The sequence below is a fragment of the Brevundimonas aurantiaca genome, from assembly GCF_904830995.1.
GTDB lineage: Bacteria > Pseudomonadota > Alphaproteobacteria > Caulobacterales > Caulobacteraceae > Brevundimonas > Brevundimonas aurantiaca.
On sequence record NZ_CAJGVD010000001.1, the window covers coordinates 2,107,414 to 2,124,957 of the forward strand.

The 17,544-nt window shown below is 68.7% G+C and carries 17 protein-coding genes; 11 read left to right on the top strand and 6 right to left on the bottom strand.

Translation table 11 applies throughout. The features are described 5' to 3' along the window. The first annotated feature begins 35 nt into the window (after window positions 1–35). From glnD to JMT67_RS10395, 4 genes are all read left to right on the top strand, one after another. Window positions 36–2,738 carry a [protein-PII] uridylyltransferase gene (glnD, locus tag JMT67_RS10380; RefSeq protein WP_201463411.1) on the top strand — a complete coding sequence of 901 codons (2,703 nt, stop codon included), beginning with the start codon at window positions 36–38 and terminating at the stop codon, window positions 2,736–2,738. Window positions 2,739–2,774: 36 nt separating this feature from the next. Continuing rightward, a complete protein-coding gene (gene murJ / locus JMT67_RS10385; RefSeq protein ID WP_201463412.1) occupies window positions 2,775–4,370 on the top strand; it encodes a murein biosynthesis integral membrane protein MurJ in 1,596 nt (531 codons plus the stop codon). Window positions 4,371–4,493: 123 nt separating this feature from the next. Further along, window positions 4,494–5,534, top strand: coding sequence for a tryptophan--tRNA ligase (gene trpS, locus JMT67_RS10390; RefSeq protein ID WP_201463413.1), 1,041 nt, complete (start codon window positions 4,494–4,496; stop codon window positions 5,532–5,534). Further along, window positions 5,534–5,998 (top strand): OsmC family protein, encoded by a 465-nt coding sequence (locus JMT67_RS10395; protein WP_201463414.1) that lies wholly within the window; start codon window positions 5,534–5,536, stop codon window positions 5,996–5,998. Before trpS ends, JMT67_RS10395 begins: the two co-directional genes overlap by 1 nt. Before the next feature lies 1 nt (window position 5,999). On the opposite strand, the gene JMT67_RS16410 is transcribed toward JMT67_RS10395, so the two are convergent. Genes JMT67_RS16410 through JMT67_RS10410 form a run of 4 tightly spaced genes read right to left on the bottom strand, consistent with a single transcriptional unit; the run spans window position 6,000 to window position 8,400 of the window. Further along, a complete protein-coding gene (locus tag JMT67_RS16410; RefSeq protein ID WP_267904143.1) occupies window positions 6,000–6,128 on the bottom strand; it encodes a hypothetical protein in 129 nt (42 codons plus the stop codon). Window positions 6,129–6,186: 58 nt separating this feature from the next. Continuing rightward, the gene (locus JMT67_RS10400; RefSeq protein WP_233455859.1) at window positions 6,187–7,137 is read right to left on the bottom strand and encodes an NAD(P)/FAD-dependent oxidoreductase; all 951 of its coding nucleotides are present in this window, start codon (window positions 7,135–7,137) and stop codon (window positions 6,187–6,189) included. Continuing rightward, a complete protein-coding gene (locus tag JMT67_RS10405) occupies window positions 7,106–7,594 on the bottom strand; it encodes an Rrf2 family transcriptional regulator (protein ID WP_201463415.1) in 489 nt (162 codons plus the stop codon). Before JMT67_RS10405 ends, JMT67_RS10400 begins: the two co-directional genes overlap by 32 nt. A 56-nt stretch (window positions 7,595–7,650) precedes the next feature. Next, window positions 7,651–8,400 (bottom strand): dienelactone hydrolase family protein, encoded by a 750-nt coding sequence (locus JMT67_RS10410; protein ID WP_183216536.1) that lies wholly within the window; start codon window positions 8,398–8,400, stop codon window positions 7,651–7,653. Window positions 8,401–8,508: 108 nt separating this feature from the next. On the opposite strand from JMT67_RS10410, the gene JMT67_RS10415 reads away from it, so the two are divergent. Both JMT67_RS10415 and JMT67_RS10420 read left to right on the top strand, forming a co-directional pair. Continuing rightward, entirely contained in the window at window positions 8,509–9,147 is a 639-nt protein-coding gene (locus tag JMT67_RS10415; protein ID WP_201463416.1) for a PadR family transcriptional regulator, read from the top strand. After that, window positions 9,144–9,953, top strand: coding sequence for a siderophore-interacting protein (locus JMT67_RS10420; RefSeq protein ID WP_201463417.1), 810 nt, complete (start codon window positions 9,144–9,146; stop codon window positions 9,951–9,953). Before JMT67_RS10415 ends, JMT67_RS10420 begins: the two co-directional genes overlap by 4 nt. On the opposite strand, the gene JMT67_RS10425 is transcribed toward JMT67_RS10420, so the two are convergent. Then, complete coding sequence (locus JMT67_RS10425; protein WP_201463418.1) at window positions 9,940–10,563, bottom strand: alpha-ketoglutarate-dependent dioxygenase AlkB; 624 nt, start codon at window positions 10,561–10,563, stop codon at window positions 9,940–9,942. The genes JMT67_RS10420 and JMT67_RS10425 overlap by 14 nt on opposite strands. Window positions 10,564–10,799: 236 nt before the next feature. Here JMT67_RS10425 and dnaK point away from each other — a divergent pair, with 236 nt between their 5' ends. The 3 genes from dnaK (at window position 10,800) to dapB (ending at window position 14,817) form a co-directional block, all read left to right on the top strand. Beyond that, entirely contained in the window at window positions 10,800–12,698 is a 1,899-nt protein-coding gene (gene dnaK / locus JMT67_RS10430) for a molecular chaperone DnaK (protein ID WP_152949185.1), read from the top strand. Between the two features lie 173 nt (window positions 12,699–12,871). Then, window positions 12,872–14,071, top strand: coding sequence for a molecular chaperone DnaJ (dnaJ, locus tag JMT67_RS10435; RefSeq protein ID WP_201463419.1), 1,200 nt, complete (start codon window positions 12,872–12,874; stop codon window positions 14,069–14,071). Continuing rightward, complete coding sequence (gene dapB, locus JMT67_RS10440; protein WP_201463420.1) at window positions 14,068–14,817, top strand: 4-hydroxy-tetrahydrodipicolinate reductase; 750 nt, start codon at window positions 14,068–14,070, stop codon at window positions 14,815–14,817. The genes dnaJ and dapB overlap by 4 nt, the downstream gene beginning before the upstream one ends. A gap of 31 nt (window positions 14,818–14,848) precedes the next feature. On the opposite strand, the gene JMT67_RS10445 is transcribed toward dapB, so the two are convergent. Continuing rightward, window positions 14,849–15,214 carry a hypothetical protein gene (locus JMT67_RS10445; RefSeq protein WP_201463421.1) on the bottom strand — a complete coding sequence of 122 codons (366 nt, stop codon included), beginning with the start codon at window positions 15,212–15,214 and terminating at the stop codon, window positions 14,849–14,851. Window positions 15,215–15,349: 135 nt separating this feature from the next. On the opposite strand from JMT67_RS10445, the gene JMT67_RS10450 reads away from it, so the two are divergent. Next, window positions 15,350–16,288: a DMT family transporter gene (locus tag JMT67_RS10450; RefSeq protein WP_183216521.1), complete on the top strand. Its 939-nt coding sequence runs from the start codon at window positions 15,350–15,352 to the stop codon at window positions 16,286–16,288. A gap of 210 nt (window positions 16,289–16,498) precedes the next feature. Beyond that, a complete protein-coding gene (locus JMT67_RS10455) occupies window positions 16,499–17,542 on the top strand; it encodes an aspartate-semialdehyde dehydrogenase (RefSeq protein WP_201463422.1) in 1,044 nt (347 codons plus the stop codon). Window positions 17,543–17,544: the final 2 nt, after the last annotated feature.

Genomic DNA, 17,544 nt, shown 5'->3' on the forward strand with positions numbered 1-17,544 from the left:
GACGCATAGGGGTTCGGCGCCTATATGGGGCGGCCATGACCCTTGTTTCGCCCAGCCTGGATGACCGCCTTGACGAGGCCGCCCGCGCGGAAGACCCGCGCGCGGCGGTCTCTGTCGTTCTGCGCGAGGCTTATGACGCCGCCCGCGCCCGGGCCGAGCGGAAGCTGGACGGGGGGATGAAGGGGCGCGAGGTCGCCCGGCTCTACGCCAAGGCCGCAGACGACATGCTGGCGGCCCTGTGGCGTGTGGCGACCGAGGTCCTGTTTCCGGTTTCCCCGGTCGAGAGCGAGCGTCTGTCCCTGGTGGCGGTCGGCGGCTACGGCCGGGGCGTTCTGGCGCCCTATTCCGACCTGGACCTGTTGTTCCTGCGGCCGGCCAAGGCGACGCCGCGCGGGGGGACGGTGATCGAATTCGTCCTTTATGTTCTGTGGGATCTGGGCATCAAGGTCGGGCCTTCCGTGCGGTCGGTGGAGGAGTGCCTGAGCCTGTCGCGCACGGACATGACGGTGCGGACCACCCTCTTGGAGGCGCGCCATCTGGCGGGGGACGCGCGCCTGTCCGAGCTGATGATCGGCCGGTTCCGCGACATGGTGGCCAAGGCCGACCCCCGCCCCTTCATCGCCGCCAAGCTGGAGGAACGCGCCGCCCGGCACCAGAAGGCCGGCGTGACCCGTTACAAGGTCGAGCCGAACGTCAAGGACGGCAAGGGAGGCTTGCGCGACCTCAACACCCTGTACTGGATCGCCCGATCCCTGGCGCCGGACAGCCGACTGGGCGCGGCGGTGATGGACGAACTGTTCACCCCGCGCGAACGCCGCACCTCCGACGACGCCTTCGACTTCCTGTGGCGGGTGCGGATCCATCTGCATCTGGTCGCGGGGCGGGCGGAGGAGAAGCTGACCTTCGACATGCAGCCCGAGGTCGCCCGGCGCATGGGCTGGCAGGGGCGGGGCGACGAGCCGGCGGTCGAGCGGTTCATGCGGCGCTATTTCCTCTACGCCCGAGACGTCGGCGCCCTGACGCGGGCCATGTCGGCCAAGCTGGAGGCCCGTCACCAGAAGACGGCCCAGGGTCTGTCGCGCCTGATCGCCTTCAAACCCAGCCGGCGGAAGCTGGAGGTCGAAGGCTTCTGGATCGACCAGGGGCGGCTGTCGGTCGAAGACGTCTCAGTGTTCGAACGCGACCCGGTTCGGCTTCTGACCCTGTTCGTCTGCGCCGACCGGCATGATCTGGATCTGCACCCCGACGCCTTCTCCGCCGTGACGCGATCGCTTTCGCTGGTCACGCCCCGACTGCGCCGGGATCCGGCGGCGTCGCGGGCCTTCCTCGACATATTGGCCCATGGTCAGAGGCCCTATCGCACCCTGACCATCATGAACGAGACGGGGCTGCTGGGGCGGTTCCTGCCGGAGTGGGGCCGGATCGTCGGCCAGACCCAATTCAACATGTACCACGCCTATACGGTGGACGAGCACACCCTCCAGGCCATCGGCGTGATCAATGACATCGCGCGCGGAAAGCTGAAGGCCGACCACCCGATGGCCAGCGAGATCGTGCACCTGATCTCGGACATGGAAGCCCTGATGCTGGGCATGCTGCTGCACGACGTCGGCAAGGGGGGCGAGCGGGGCCAGTTGGAGGACGGGGCCATTGCGGCGCGCCGGGCCTGCGAACGACTGGGCGTCGATCCGCGCCGCATCGAACTGGTCGTCTGGCTGGTGCGCAGCCACCTGGCCCTGTCCGACTACGCCCAGAAGCGCGACCTGTCCGATCCGGGCACCATCCGGGCCTTCGCCGAACTGGTGGGCGATCCGGAGCGGCTGCGGATGCTGCTGGTCCTGACCGTGGCCGACATCCGCGCCGTTGGGCCGGGGGTCTGGAACGGCTGGAAGGGCCAGCTGATGCGGACCCTCTATGACCAGGTCGCCGCCCTGTTCCGGGGCGAAGACGTGGCGCGCGCGGATCCGCTGGCGGCCCATCCGGCCCTGGTGGAGCGGGCGCGCCAGACCGGCGCCGCCGCCCAGGCCGCCCCCTTGACGCCGGTCGAGGGTCTGCCGGTCCAGGCTACGGAAATCTCCATCGCCGCCCTGGACCGGCCCGGCCTGTTCGCCGACCTGGCCCAGACCATGGCCGCCCTGGGCGCCGACGTCACGGACGCCCGGGTGGCGACCACGGACGAAGGGGTGGTGCTGGACGTCTTTCGGGTTCAGGATGGGGCGGGCCTGCCTTACGGCCAAGCCGAGCCGCGCCGGCTGAACGCCCTGATCGAGGCGCTGGAGAAGGCCGCGCGCGGCGAGGGCCGCATCGGCAAGGCGCCCGCCCCGGCCGGCAACGCCCGAAAAGCCGCCTTCGAGGTCCGGCCCGTGGTCATGGTCGATCACCACGCCAGCGAGACCGCCACCGTGGTCGAGGTGTCCGGCGCCGACCGGCCCGGCCTCCTGGCCGCCCTGTCGCGGGTCTTCAGCGACGAGGGGCTGAACATCCGCTCGGCCCATGTCGCCTCCTATGGCGAGCGGGCGGTGGACAGCTTCTATGTGGTCGATCGCAAGGGTCGGAAGATCACCTCGGAACAGCGGGTCGCCGAACTGCGCGCGGCCCTGGAAGCGGTACTGGACAGCCGCGCCCCGGCGCCGGAGGGCCGCAAGGTCGCCTCGGCTCGCGCCAGCGCGCGCGACGTCTCCGAACTGGGGCGGCGGACCCGCGCCAAACCCGTATCGCCGCCGACGGAAGCGCGCTAAGCCTCGCCTTTCTCCAGCCTTCCTCCCCCGGTCCGCATGAGCCTCGCCCGCAACACCCTGGTTCAGTCCAGCCTGACCCTGGGCAGCCGAATTCTGGGATTTGTCCGCGACATGGCGCTGGCGGCGCGCTTCGGCCAGGGGCCGATGATGGACGCCTTCACCACGGCCTTGATGCTGCCCAACATGTTCCGCCGCCTGTTCGCCGAGGGCGCTTTCGCCCAGGCTTTTGTCCCCGTCTACGGCGGGGTCCGGGCGCGCGAAGGCGAAGAGGCCGCCGCCGTCACCGCATCCGAGGCGCTCAGCTTCATGCTGGCGGTGGTCGCCGGCTTCTGCATCCTGCTTCAGGTCGTGATGCCCTGGATCATGCCCTGGCTGCTATCGGCCTATCAGGGTCGACCCGAGGTGCTGCGCGCCGCCGTGATCGCGACCCAGCTGGCCATGCCCTATCTGGCCTGTATGACCGCGGCCTCGCTGCTGTCAGGGGTGTTGAATACCGGCGGACGGTTTGCGCTGTCGGCCGCCGTACCGGTGTTTCTGAACCTGTGCACCCTGGCCGCCCTGCTACCGCCGATGTTCCTGCCGATCCCGCAGGAGACCGTGCTGCTGATGGTGACGGCTGCGGTGACGGTGTCAGGCGTCATTCAGGCGGGCCTCTTGTGGTGGGGCGTGCGGCGGCTGGGCGTGCGGCTCAGGATCGGCCTGCCCCGGATCACGCCCAATGTCCGCCACACCCTGGCTCTGGCCGTACCCGGCGCCCTGGCGGGGGGCGCCCTGCAGATCAACTCCCTGGTGTCGCAGTTCCTGACCGGGTCGGACGAAGGCGCGCGGTCGGTGCTCTATAACGCCGACCGGCTGTACCAGCTTCCCCTGGGTCTGGTCGGGGTCGCCATCGGCCTGGCCCTGGTGCCACGCCTCACCAAGGCCTTCGTCTCCGGCGATCACGCGGGCGGGCAGAAGACGCTGGATGACGGGATCAACCTGGCCATGGCCTTCACCCTGCCGGCCGCCGTGGCCCTGTTCGTCATCCCCTTCTTCATCATCGACGCCACGGTGACGCGCGGCGCCTTCACCAGCGCCGACGCCGCCCGCACCGCCGATGTGCTGCGCCAGTTCGCCTGGGGCGTGCCGGCCTTCGTCCTGGCCAAGGTTCTGACCCCGCCCTTCTTCGCGCGCCAGGACACACGCCGGCCGATGATCTTCGCGGTCGTCAGCGTGGTCATCACCGTCGTCCTAGGCTCGGGCCTGTTCTTCTGGTTCAGCGCCCAGGGCTGGGACGGGGTGCTGGGCCTGGCGATCGCCACCAGCGTCTCGGCCTGGATCAATGTCGGCCTGTTGGCCGGGGTTCTGGTTCGCGAGAACAGCTGGCGGCCGTCGCCGGCCTTCGTTTCCCGGCTCTCCCGCGTCCTGGCCGCCAGCGCGGTCATGGCCGGCCTGCTGCTGCTGGCGGGGATCAACTACGGACTGCTCAGCCGGTTGCTTCTGGCCAAGGAGATCGCCGTGCTTGTGGTGTGCGGCCTGGGCGCGGGCGTCTATGGCGTCTGTCTTCTGGCCTTCCGCGCCGTCACCGTGGCGGAGCTGAAGGCCACCCTGCGCCGCGAGCCCGGCGGTTCGGCCGTCTCCGGTCTGGACTGAACTCCGCCGAGACGATAAGCGCGAGCCATGATCCTTTCGGGCCTGATCTCCACCTGGCGATGGCGCGGCTGAACCGCCGCCCCCTTCGTCACACCTGATTCCGACTTTGCAAGACCCGACCCCATGACCGATCAAACCCCTCCGGCCCTCTACACCGGCCCGCGCCGCATCCTGTCCGGCATCCAGGCCTCCGGCGCCCTGCACCTGGGCAACTATCTGGGCGCCCTGAAGCGGTTCGTCGAACTGCAGGACCAGGGCGCGCCGGTCTTCGTCTTCGTCGCCGACCTGCACGCCATCACCGTCTGGCAGGAGCCCGAGAAGCTGGCGGCCCAGACGCGCGAGATCGCCGCCGCCTATCTGGCCTCGGGTCTGGATCCGGCCCGGTCGATCATCTTCCCGCAATCGGCCGTGCGCGCCCATGCCGAACTGGCCTGGATCTTCAACTGCGTCGCCCGCCTGGGCTGGCTGGACCGGATGACGCAGTTCAAGGAGAAGTCCGGCAAGCACAAGGAGCGGGCCTCGGTCGGCCTCTATACCTATCCGGTGCTCCAGGCCGCCGACATCCTGCTGTACAAGGCGACGGAAGTGCCGGTCGGGGAGGACCAGAAACAGCATCTGGAGCTGACCCGCGACATCGCCGCCAAGTTCAACAACGACTTCGGCGTTCCCGGCTTCTTCCCCCTGCCCGAACCGGTGATCCAGGGGCCGGCGACGCGCGTCATGTCCCTGCGCGACGGGGCGGCCAAGATGTCCAAGTCGGACCCGTCCGACAACAGCCGGATCAATCTGACCGACGACGCCGACACCATCGCGTCCAAGATCCGCAAGGCCAAGACCGATCCCGAGCCCCTGCCGGAGACCTTGGACGGGCTGAACGACCGGCCCGAGGCCAAGAATCTGGTGGCCATCTACGCCGCCCTGGCCGGGATGACGCGCGAACAGGTGATCGAACAGTTCGGCGGCCAGGGTTTCGGCGCCTTCAAGCCCGCCTTGGCGGATCTCGCCGTCTCGGCCCTGGCGCCGGTCACGGCCGAGATGCGCCGCCTGATGGACGATCCCGTAGAGATCGACCGGGTGCTGAAGGCCGGGGCCGAGCGCGCCGCCGAGATCGCCGATCCGGTGGTGGAAGAGGTCAAGAAGATCGTCGGCTTCTGGAGGACGTGATGGGCAAGTACGAGGCGAAGGTCGCCTGGAGCCGGGGGGACCAGCCCTTCCTCGACAAGCGTTACAGCCGCGCCCATTCCTGGACCTTCGACGGCGGTGCGGTGGTGCCGGGGTCCTCGGCGCCGGCCAGCGTGCCCCTGCCGATGTCCGATCCTTCCGCCGTCGATCCCGAAGAGGCGATGATCGCCTCCCTGTCCAGCTGCCACATGCTGTGGTTCCTGGCCTTCGCCGCCAACGCCGGCCTGGTGGTCGACACCTATGTCGACGAGGCTTTCGGCAAGATGGGCAAGAACGACCAAGGGCGCGGCTATATCGCCGAAGTGACCTTGAACCCATGCACCAGTTTCACGGGTCGCGTGCCGACGCAGGACGAGTTGGACGCCTTGCACCACCAGGCCCACGACCATTGCGAAATGGCCCACTCCGTACGCGCGACGATCACGACGATCGCGACGATCGGCTGACCTAGCCGTTCAGCGCCATCGCCATGAAGACCGGCGCGCCGAGAATGCCGACCGCCGCGACGAGCGCAACAAGGCCGCCCAGAACGAGCAGCCCTTTGAGCGCGATGGATGTCTTGGCGGGAACTTGCATGCGCACAACCTAGCCTGATCAGACTCGCGCGGAAGGCGACATGTTGTCGCCGCGCCAATCAGGCCGCGCGCTGCGTCTCCTCCTCCACCAGCGAGCGGAACAGGGCGTGGCCGGCGATCATGCCGTCCGAGGTCGCCAGGGTGATGTTGGACGCGGCCCGCGCCAGGTCGCCGGCGGCGAAGACGCCCGGCTGGGTCGTCTGCTGCATCCCGTCCACCTTGATCACCCGGCCCATGGGAGTGTCGGTCATTTCGCACCCCAGGCGCTCGGCGAAAGGATTGCCGACCTGGATCTGGGCGCCGACGAAGAGGGCCTTTAACGCCACAAACCGCCCGTCGGCCAGGCGCGCGCCCGTCAGGGTGGGGGCGTCGCCCTCCAGCCGCTCTATGGGCGTGGTCTCGATGGTCACGCCGCGCCGGTACAGCAGATGGGCGTCCTCGGGCGACAGTCCGACCTCCAGCCCCATGAACAGGGTGACCTGGCCCCACTCCGCCACGGTGGCGGCGTACTGGACCGCATGGTCGCCGCGCCCCAGCACCCCGATCGAGCCGCCGCCGATCTCATAGCCGTGGCACCAGGGACAGTGGAGCGCCGTCCGGCCCCAGCGTTCCTTGACGCCCGGAATGTCCGGCAGCACGTCCTCGACCCCGTGCGACAGCAGCAGACGGCGGCCGGTGGTCCGCGTCCCGTCGGCGAAGACGACCGAAAAGCCGCCGTCGATCCGCTCGACCTCGACCGCCTCAGCCATGCGGAAGGCGACGGTCGGATAGGCGGCCACTTGGGCGCGGGCGGCGGCGGCGATCTCGGCCCCCGGCCTGCCGTCCTGGCTCAAAAACCCGTGGGCGCGGGCGGCGAACCTGTTGCGCGGCTTTCCGTCGTCAATGACCAGCACCCGGCGACGGGCGCGGACCAGTTGCTGAGCGGCGGACAGGCCGGCGTAGGAGCCGCCCAGGATCAGGGCGTCATGCGGCATGGGCTCACTCGGGACGATGGAGGTTGAGACGGGCATTCAGCAGATCCTTTTTCGGGTGGTCGGCCATTCGGCGCGCGAAGTCCGCCGCCAGATCGGCCAGGGTGATCTCGTTCAGCCGTGCGACCAGCAGGGCGCGAGCCTCGGCGTAGGTCTCGGCCAGGGCGTCGTTGACCGCCGCCTCGACCAGACAGCCGTCGGCCTCGATCGGCGGGGTTTCGGGGAACAGGCCGGGCTCGCCCAAGGCCGTATTCACTTGGCCAAGGGTGACCTGATCCAGGGGCCGGGCCAGCCGCCAGCCGCCGCCACGCCCCTTTTCCGAGACCACCAGCCCCTGTTCGCGCAGACCCGCCATGGTCCGGCGCACCACGACTGGATGGGTCGACAGGCAGGCAGCCAGCTGATCCGACGTCATGGACGCGCCGGTCCTCGCCTCGTACTCGGCCATGTGCAGCAGGGCGTGGAGGATGTTGGAGAGGCGGGAGTCCCTTTTCATGTAACTTCAATTGTTACGTGATAGGCCGATCGTCAAGACGGAGACGGGACTCTTTTTCAGACATGCGGCGCGACGTCGGTCAGGAAGGCGCGGAATCGACGCAGGGATTCCTCGGTCAGGTCCGGGTCGTGGCGCATTGGGCCGTTGTTGGTCGGTTCGTCGAAGGCGTGGGTGCCGGGGGCGACCCAACTTTCGACCTCGGCGCCGCAGTCGCGGATCATGGCGTTGACCAGTTCGGCGTTGCGCACCGTGGTCAGATGGTCGCGTTTGCAGGTGACGGCCAGCACCCGGGGGCAATGCCGCCACGGCTTCATCCGGTTGAAGGCGAAGGGCCCGATATAGGGGTAGGCCAGCCAAACGGCGCGAACGCCCGACAGGTCGGCCGCCCCGGGGTCGGCCACGCCCAGGGTGTTGGGCGCAGGATCGGCGCTCATCATCTCCATGATCGACCAGCCGCCGTGGCTCCAGCCGGCTAGGGCCAGCCGGGTCGCGTCCACGTCCGGTCGGGCCGAAATCCCCTGGATCGCCGCCAGGACGTCGCCCGCCCGCTCATAGCCCCGGAAGGCCAGGCCGGTGCAGACCGCCGTCAGGGTGAAGGCCCGGCCCCAGCCGCGCGGCCCGTAGGAATCGATGGTGAAGGCGCGCCAGCCGGCCGCCTTGGCCGCCTCCGCATAGCGGGGCAGGTGTTCGCGCAGACCGCCGCAGCCGTGGAACAGCAGGACCGCCGGGCGGGGCCGGTCGTCGTCGGGCCCGACGACGGTCAGGTGGGGTTCGAGGCGGGCCCAGCGGCGTTTCAGATCGTCCATCCTGGACATACGCCGCAGCGGCGCGCCGAAAACCAGCCCCCCTTGCGGATTTCGATATTTCGATATATCTGAAAACTCATGAATAGATATATCGAAAAGGAAGCGATGATGAGGACCACGGGGATGTTCTACGGCCGCAACGGATGCGGCGAAAAACACGGCCGTCACGGCTTCGGCCACGGCTTCGGAATGGGGTTGGGGCGAGGCATGCGCGGCGGACGCGGCGCGGGCTTCGGTCCGGGCTGGGGCGGCGAAGGGCGAGGGCGCGGCCATGGGCCCGGACGCCACGGCGGCGGCCGCCTGTTCGACCACGGGACCCTGCGCTGGGTCCTGCTGTCGCTGATCGCGGAAAAGCCCAGCCACGGCTATGAGTTGATCAAGGCGGTCGAGACGAAACTGGGCGGCGCCTATTCGCCCAGCCCCGGCGTCATCTATCCCAGCCTGACCCTGCTGGAGGAAATGGGCGCGCTGGACTCCGAGGCCCAGGGCGGCAAGAAACTCTATTCGATCACCGAGGCCGGGCGCGCCCTGCTGGCCGAGAACGAGGCGATCCTGCGCGCCGCCGAGGCGACGATGGACAATTTCGCCGCCCGCGCCCTCAGGCCGACCGCCATCCAGGACGCCATCGGCCGCCTGCGCCACACGATTCACGGCCGTCTGACGGGCGAGACCGCCCTGACCGAGGCCCAGATTCAGGCCATCGCCGCCATACTGAACGAGGCCGCCGACAAGGTGGAACAGGCATGACCGGGCTCTTGCGCATCCCGCGTAGCGTGCGGCACGAACTGAAGTTCCGCACCCTGGCCGTCGCCTCGATCGAGGATCTGACGCCGACCTATCGCCGCATCGTGCTGGAAGGCGCGGATCTGGACGGCTTCGTCTCCCTGGGCTTCGACGACCATGTGAAGATCTTCCCGGTCGCCGAGGGTCAGGCGCCGGTCCTGCCGACGCTCGGGCCGGACGGTCCAGTCTTCGCCGAGCCGCGCCCGGTGATGCGCGACTACACCCCCCGCGCCTATGACGCCGCCGCCCGTCGCCTGACCCTGGACTTCGTCACCGGCCACGGCGGTCCGGCGACCGAATGGGCCATGGCGGCGAAGACCGGCTCGGTCCTGGGGGTGGGGGGGCCGCGCGGCTCCTTCATCGTCCCCACCGCCTATGCCGATCATGTGCTGATCGGCGACGAGACCGCCCTTCCGGCCATCGCCCGCCGTCTGGAGGAACTGCCCGCCGACGCACGCGCCCATGTGGTGGTCGAGGTTGCGGATAGGGAGTCGACCTGGACCTTCGAAAGCGCCGCAGATGTCGCCTTTACCTGGGCGATCCGCGACGGCGCGCCCCGAGGCCGTTCCGACGCCTTGCTGACGGCGGCGGATCGGGCCCTGACCGAGGTGGAGCGCAAGGACGCCTATGTCTGGATCGCCGCCGAATCCGCCGTGGCCAAGGCCCTGCGCACACGCGTGCTGGCGCTCGGCTTTTCGGCCAAGTCCGTGAAGGCCGCCGGCTATTGGCGCCTCGGCGGCGCCGGCGCCCACGAGGTCATTGAGGACTGAGCCCCGCCACGCGCAGGGTCAGATTCAGCCGTCCCCCGCCCGGGATCAGGCGCGACGAGCCCCCCAGGACGCGATCGACCCCGTGCCGGGCCAGCCGCGCCGGCCCGGTCAGGGCGCAGACGTCGCCGCTGTCCAGCCGCAGCGTCGCAGTGCGACCGCCCTCGGCCGCCCCGATACGGAACAGGGCCGCCTCGCCCAGCGACACCGAAAGAACCGGAGCCGTCAGGTCCGCCTCGTCCCTGTCCTGGTGCAGGCCCATCTTCGCCCCCTCGCGGTACAGATTGACCAGACAGGCGTCCGGCTGCTGAGGCCCGCCGACGGTCGCCCGCCACAAGTCGAGCAGCACCGGCGGAATATCCGGCCAGGCCCGCCCGGTCTGCGGGTGCGTCGGCTGATAGCGATAGCCGCTGCGGTCCGAGACCCAGCCCAGCGGCCCGAAATTGCTCATCTGCACCGAAAACGGCCGCCCGCCAGGGGTGATCGGTCGATAAAGGGGCGCAGCCTCCAGACGCGCGAACACCGCATCGACCAGATCGGCCTGGGCCGGACCGTCCAGGGCGCCGGGCCACAGGCGGAAGCCTTGAACGGCGGTTTGGACCTCTGAAATCATGCTGAAACCGGGGACATGGCCTCATCCTGCGGGAAAACCGGGGCCGGCGCATCGCTGAATCGCAGAACGCCCTTGCAGGCCTAGGGGACTTTCCCATATCGGGGCCAGCTTCGGAGAAACCCCGCGAAACCTGGGGCTATCCGGCACCATCACGCCAACCCACAGGGGGCGGTCACGCGCGGCGCTTCATCGAAGGCCGCCGCATCGCCCGCCGATACGGAGAGAACAGTACGCCCATGGCCAAGATTATCGGCATCGACCTCGGCACCACCAACTCCTGCGTGGCCGTCATGGACGGCAAGAACCCCAAGGTCATCGAGAACGCCGAAGGCGCCCGCACCACCCCCTCGGTGGTCGCCCTTCAGGACGGCGGCGAGACCCTGGTGGGTCAGCCGGCCAAGCGTCAGGCCGTCACCAACCCGGCCAACACCTTCTTCGCCATCAAGCGCCTGATCGGCCGCAACTTCGACGATCCCGTCGTGGCGAAGGACAAGGGCATGGTGCCCTATGAGATCGTCAAGGGTCCGAACGGCGACGCCTGGGTGCGTGCGCACGGCAAGGACTATTCGCCCCAGCAGATTTCGGCCTTCACCCTGACCAAGATGAAGGAGGCCGCCGAGGCCTATCTGGGCGAGAAGGTGACCCAGGCCGTCATCACCGTCCCGGCCTATTTCAACGACAGCCAGCGCCAGGCCACCAAGGACGCCGGCAAGATCGCCGGGCTGGAAGTCCTGCGCATCATCAACGAGCCGACTGCGGCCGCCCTGGCCTATGGCCTGGAGAAGAACGACGGTCAGAAGATCGCGGTCTATGACCTGGGCGGCGGCACCTTCGACGTCTCCATCCTGGAGATCGGCGACGGCGTCTTTGAGGTGAAGTCGACCAACGGCGACACCTTCCTGGGCGGCGAGGACTTTGACCTGCGCCTGGTCGACTATCTGGCCGACGAGTTCAAGAAGGAGCAGGGCGTCGACCTGCGCCAGGACAAGCTGGCCCTGCAGCGCCTGAAGGAAGAGGCCGAGAAGGCCAAGAAGGAACTGTCCTCGACCACCCAGTACGAGGTCAATCTGCCGTTCATCACCATGAACGCCTCGGGCCCGCTGCACCTGAACATCAAGCTGTCGCGCGCCAAGCTGGAGGCCCTGGTCGACGACCTGGTCGCCCGCACCATCGAGCCGTGCAAGAAGGCCCTGGCCGACGCCGGCCTGAAGGCGTCGGACATCGACGAGGTCGTCCTGGTCGGCGGCATGACCCGCATGCCCAAGGTCCAGGAGGCCGTGAAGGCCTTCTTCGGCAAGGAGCCGCACAAGGGGGTGAACCCCGACGAAGTCGTGGCCCTGGGCGCCGCGGTTCAGGCCGGGGTGCTGCAAGGCGACGTCAAGGACGTGCTGCTGCTGGACGTGACGCCCCTGACCCTGGGCATCGAGACCCTGGGCGGCGTCTTCACGCCCCTGATCGAGCGCAACACCACCATCCCGACCAAGAAGAGCCAGACCTTCTCGACCGCCGACGACAACCAGTCGGCCGTGACGATCCGGGTCTTCCAGGGCGAGCGGCCGATGGCGGCGGACAACAAGCTCTTGGGTCAGTTCGACCTGATGGGCATCCCCCCGGCGCCGCGCGGCATGCCGCAGATCGAGGTCGCCTTCGACATCGACGCCAACGGCATCGTCAACGTCTCGGCCAAGGACAAGGCGACCAACAAGGAGCAGTCGATCCGCATCCAGGCCAACGGCGGCCTGTCGGACGCCGACATCGAGAAGATGGTCAAGGAAGCCGAGGCCAACGCCGCCGCCGACAAGGCCCGCAAGGACCTGGTCGAGGCCCAGAACGCCGCCGACAGCCTGATCCACTCGACCGAAAAGGCCCTGGCCGACCACGGCGACAAGGTCGAGGCCGACGTCAAGACCGCGATCGAGACCGCTCTGGCCGATCTGAAGACCGCCCGCGAGGGTACGGACGCCGAGGACATCCGCGCCAAGACCAACACCCTGGTCCAGGCCTCGATGAAGCTGGGCGAAGCCATGTACGCCGCCCAACAAGGCGCGCCCGCCGAAGGCCAGCCGGCTGACGACGGCGTGGTGGATGCGGAGTTCGAGGACGTCTCGGACACCGACGAGAAGAAGAGCGCCTGATCCGCAACAGGTCGCTGAAATGATACGGCCCCGCTTGTCTTGCGATAGGCGGGGTCTTTTCATGAAACTTGCATCAAGCGTTCCGGCCCCCATGTCAGCCGGGACACCGCCTTTTCCAGAGCCCGCAGAGGTTCGGGCCGGGCGGCAGGGGAAGTAATGAGGACTGACGCCCGATGGCGCGTGACTATTACGAAATTCTGGGCGTCGAGCGGACGATCGACGCCGCCGGCCTGAAATCGGCCTATCGCAAACTGGCGATGATCCATCACCCGGACCGGAACGGCGGCTCGGAAGAGTCCATGGCCAAGTTCAAGGAGATTTCCGAGGCCTATACGGTTCTGTCCGACGACCAGAAGCGGGCGGCCTACGACCGGTTCGGCCATGCCGGGGTCAACGGCGGGGGCGGCGGCAATCCCTTCGGCCAGGGCCAGGGCTTCTCCGATCTGAACGACATCTTCTCCCAGGTCTTCGGCGACGCCTTCGGGGACGCCTTCGGCGGCCGCCAAGGCCGGGGCCAGCAGGGCGGACCGCGCCGCGGCTCGGACCTGCGCTACGACCTGGAGATCTCGCTGGAGCAGGCCTATCGCGGGGCCGAGGTCCAGATCGACGTCCCCGCCACCCTGACCTGCGAGACCTGCGAGGGCTCGGGGGCCAAGCCGGGCACCAAGCCGGTCACCTGCACCACCTGCAACGGCGCGGGCCGCGTGCGCCAGGCCAACGGCTTCTTCCAGGTCGAGCGGACCTGCCCCCGCTGCCACGGCGCGGGCCAGATGATCGCCGACCCCTGCCCCACCTGCCACGGCCACGGCCAGGTGCGAAAGACACGCACCCTGAACCTGAAAATTCCCGCCGGCGTCGACGACGGTTCGCGCATCCGCCTGACCGGCGAGGGCGACGCCGGCCAGCGCGGCGGCCCGCGCGGCGACCTGTACGTCTTCCTGTCGGTGACGCCGCACGACCTGTTCGAGCGCGACAACCTGGACCTGCTGGTCACCGTGCCTGTGCCGATGACGGTGGCGGCCCTGGGCGGCGAGATCGACGCCCCCTGTCTGGTCTCCGACGCCTGCGACGGCAAGTGCAAGGCCGCCGTCCAGGTGCCCGCCGGCGCCCAGACCGGCAAGACCGTGCGGATCAAGGGCAAGGGCATGCCCCATCTGAACGGCCGCACGCGCGGCGATCTGGTCGTCGAACTGTTCGTCGAGACCCCCACCGACCTGACCCCCCGTCAGAAGGAATTGCTGCAAGAGCTTGCCCTGTCCTTCGGCGAGGCGCAGAACCCCCGGAATTCCAGCTTCGCCGGCAAGGCGAAGCGCTTCTGGGCCGACATCCTGGGCAGCCAGGATGCGGACGGGTCGAAAGAGAACGCGGCTTGAGCGCAATCTTCCACGCCGGCATTTCCGGCTATCGCGGCCGGATGGGCCGCGCGGTGTCACAGGTTCTGGATGCGCGCGAGGACGTGGTCGTCGCCGCCCGGTTCGACTGGGGCGAGACGGCCGACATCTCTCTGTGCGACGTCATCATCGACTTTTCGACGCCCGACGCCTCGGTCGCCCTGGCCCAGTCTGCGGCCGAGCGCGGCGGTCCGGCCCTGGTCATCGGCTCCACCGGCTTCACCCCGGCCCAAGAGGCCGAGCTGATGAAGGCCGCCGAGAAGATCGCCATCGTCAAGAGCGGCAACTTCTCCCTGGGCGTGAACATCCTGATCGGTCTGGTCCAGCATGCGGCCCAGCGTCTGGACGCCCAGGACTGGGACATCGAGATCACCGAGGCCCACCACCGCCGCAAGGTGGATTCTCCCTCCGGCACCGCCCTGATGCTGGGCGAGGCCGCCGCCGAGGGCCGCTTTACGGATCTGGCCGAGATCCGCTCCAAACCCTATGACGGCGTCCAGGGGGAGCGCGAGACCGGCAAGATCGGTTTCTCCTCGATCCGGGGCGGCGGAATCATCGGCGAACATACGGTGCTGTTCGCCTCCGAGGACGAGGTCCTGACCCTCAGCCATTCCGCGATCGACCGGTCGCTGTTCGCCAAGGGCGCGGTCGCCGCCGCCGCCTGGGTTCGCACCCGCCGACCCGGCCTTTACGACATGCAGGACGTGCTGGGCTTCCGTCAGGCTTGAAGCCGCGCCTGGCCCCCCGAGCCCGCTGAACTCAGTGCAGCACCCTGCGCCGCCCGAAGGCCGTGCCCGTCAGCAAGGTCTTGATGAAGAAGAAGACGGCGATGACGATGGCGTAGCCCAGGAACAGGGCCAGACCCGTCAACCAAAAGCCCGCCGTCAGGATGGCCGGCAGGGCGAAGTCGCCGCCGTTCAGGACGGGAAGGACGGCCACGACGATCAGATGAACCAGGGTCGCCCCCAAGGCCGTCGATCCCAAGGATCGCCAATCGACCATCATCAAAGCGGCGATCACGGCGATGATCAGACCCATGACCTGATTGACGCCGTCGAAACCGGCGCTGGCCAGGCCCAAGAGGCCGTTCAGAAATTGACCGATCTGATCCAGCAGATTTTCCATAGAGCGCCTCCGAACCCTGTCGATGTTGCAGCGAAGCTTGCCGATCCGGAGGCTTAACGCGGCCGGATGGAAATCGCTCCGCCGGGGTGGGCGGCGGCGACGCGAAGGCCTATGGGTTCGTGCGACAGGAGCGGCATGAGCAAGACGACCGGAAGCGAAGACATTGCGAGGGGCATCGCCCTTCGGATCGCCGCGGCGGGCGCCTTTTCCATCATGGCGGCGGTTCTGAAACTGGCCTCCCTGGACGGGGTCACCGCGCCGGAGATGCTGTTCTACCGCGCCTTCTTCGGCCTGCCGGTGGTGTTGATCTGGGTGCTGACCCAGCCGGGCGGACTGGCGGGCCTGGCCACGCGCCGCCCCATGGCGCATCTGGGCCGCAGCGCCCTGGGCGTCGCCTCCATTCTGTGCGTCTTCCAGACCCTGACGCTTCTGCCGCTGGCGGAGGCCACGACCATCAGCTTCACCGCCCCGATCTTCGCCACCATCCTGTCCTTCCTAGTTCTGAAGGAGGCGGTCGGCCCCCGGCGCTGGGCGGCGGTGGCGGTCGGCTTCATCGGCGTGCTGATCGTCACCCGCCCCCTGTCTCTGGTTTCCGGAGCGGGCTCAACCCCCTTGCCTTTGGCCGGCGTCGGCTTCGGCCTGGCCGCCGCCCTCCTGACGGCGGCGGTCACGATCACCCTGCGGCAGCTGCGCGACACCGAACATGTGGCGGCGATCGTCTTCTGGTTCTTCGTCTGCTCGTCCATCGTCGGCGCCCTGCTTCTGCCCTTCGTCGGCCGGATGCACGCCCTGACGACCTTCGCCCTCCTGGCCGGGTCGGGCGTGGCGGGCGGCGTCGCCCAGCTGTTGATGACCGCCTCCCTGCAAAAGGCGCCCGTCGCCGTCGTAGCCCCGTTCGACTATCTGCAGATCCTCGGCGCGGTCGCCTTCGGCGCTTGGCTGATGAAGACCACCCCGACCGCCGACACCTTGGCCGGCGCCGCCCTGATCGCCGCCAGCGGCCTCTATACGGCTTGGCGTGAACGGGTCCGCCGCCGCCAGGCCCTGTTGCAGACGACCGCCCCGCCCGTCTGAGGTTTACACATCGCAGTTTCGGCCCTAGAGAGCTTGGCCGTGACCGTCTCCATGACCAAAGTGATTACCTCGAAAACCACCGGCTTCGGCGGGGCGGTTTCGGGTGTGCGCGAGGTCTGAAGCGCCGAACCCCGATCCCAAGCCCCGCCGATGCGCGGGGCGGTCGATCCGGCTGAACCCCGCGCCTCCATCCTCCCAGGAGACGCCTGAATGTCCTTTTCCCTGTCCAACCCTCCCCACGTCGGCATCGTCGGCGCAACCGGCCTCGTCGGCGAGATGATGCGCGGCCTGCTGGCCGAGCGGAACTTCCCCCTGGCCTCACTACGCCTGTTCGCCTCGGCCCGGTCGGCGGGCAAGACCATCCGCTTCGGCGAGACCGACGTTGTGGTCGAGGATGCGGCGACGGCGGACTACGCCGGCTTGGACATCGTCTTCTTCTCGGCCGGCGGGGATACCTCCAAGGCTCTGGCGCCCAAGGTGGCGGCCGTTGGGGCGGTGGTGATCGACAACTCGTCCGCCTGGCGCAGCGACCCCGAGGTGCCGCTGGTGGTGGCCGAGGTGAACCCCCACGCCCTGGCTGACCTGCCCAAGGGGATCATCGCCAACCCCAACTGCACCACCATGGCCGCCATGCCGGTGCTGAAGCCTCTGCACGACGCGGCGGGGCTGAAGCGTCTGACGGTCTCGACCTATCAGGCCGTCTCGGGCGGCGGGATCGAGGGCATCCGCGTGCTGGAGGACCAGTCGCGGGCGGCCGTGGGACAGGGCGCGGCCCTGGCCCGCGACGGCGGGGCCGTGGACTTCGGCGCGCCGGAAAAGTGGGTCGTGCCGATCGCCGCGAACGTGGTGGCTCTGAACTACAAGCTGGGCGAGGACGGCTATACCGACGAGGAGCTGAAGCTGCGCGACGAGAGCCGCAAGATCCTGGAGATCCCCGGCCTGCCGGTCTCGGGCACCTGCGTCCGGGTGCCGGTCTTCACCGGCCACTCCCTGTCGATCAACGCCGAGTTCGAGCGCGCGATGTCGGTCGAGACGGCGCTGGACTTGCTGGCCCAGGCGCCGGGCGTGGTGGTCACGGCCGTGCCGAACCCGCTGGAGGCCGCAGGCCAGGACCCAGTCTTCGTCGGTCGGGTGCGTCCCGACCCGACGGTCGAGCACGGCCTGGCTCTGTTCGTCTCGAACGACAATCTGAGGAAGGGCGCGGCCTTGAACGCGGTGCAGATCGCCGAGGTCCTGGTCCAGCAGCGCGGCTGACC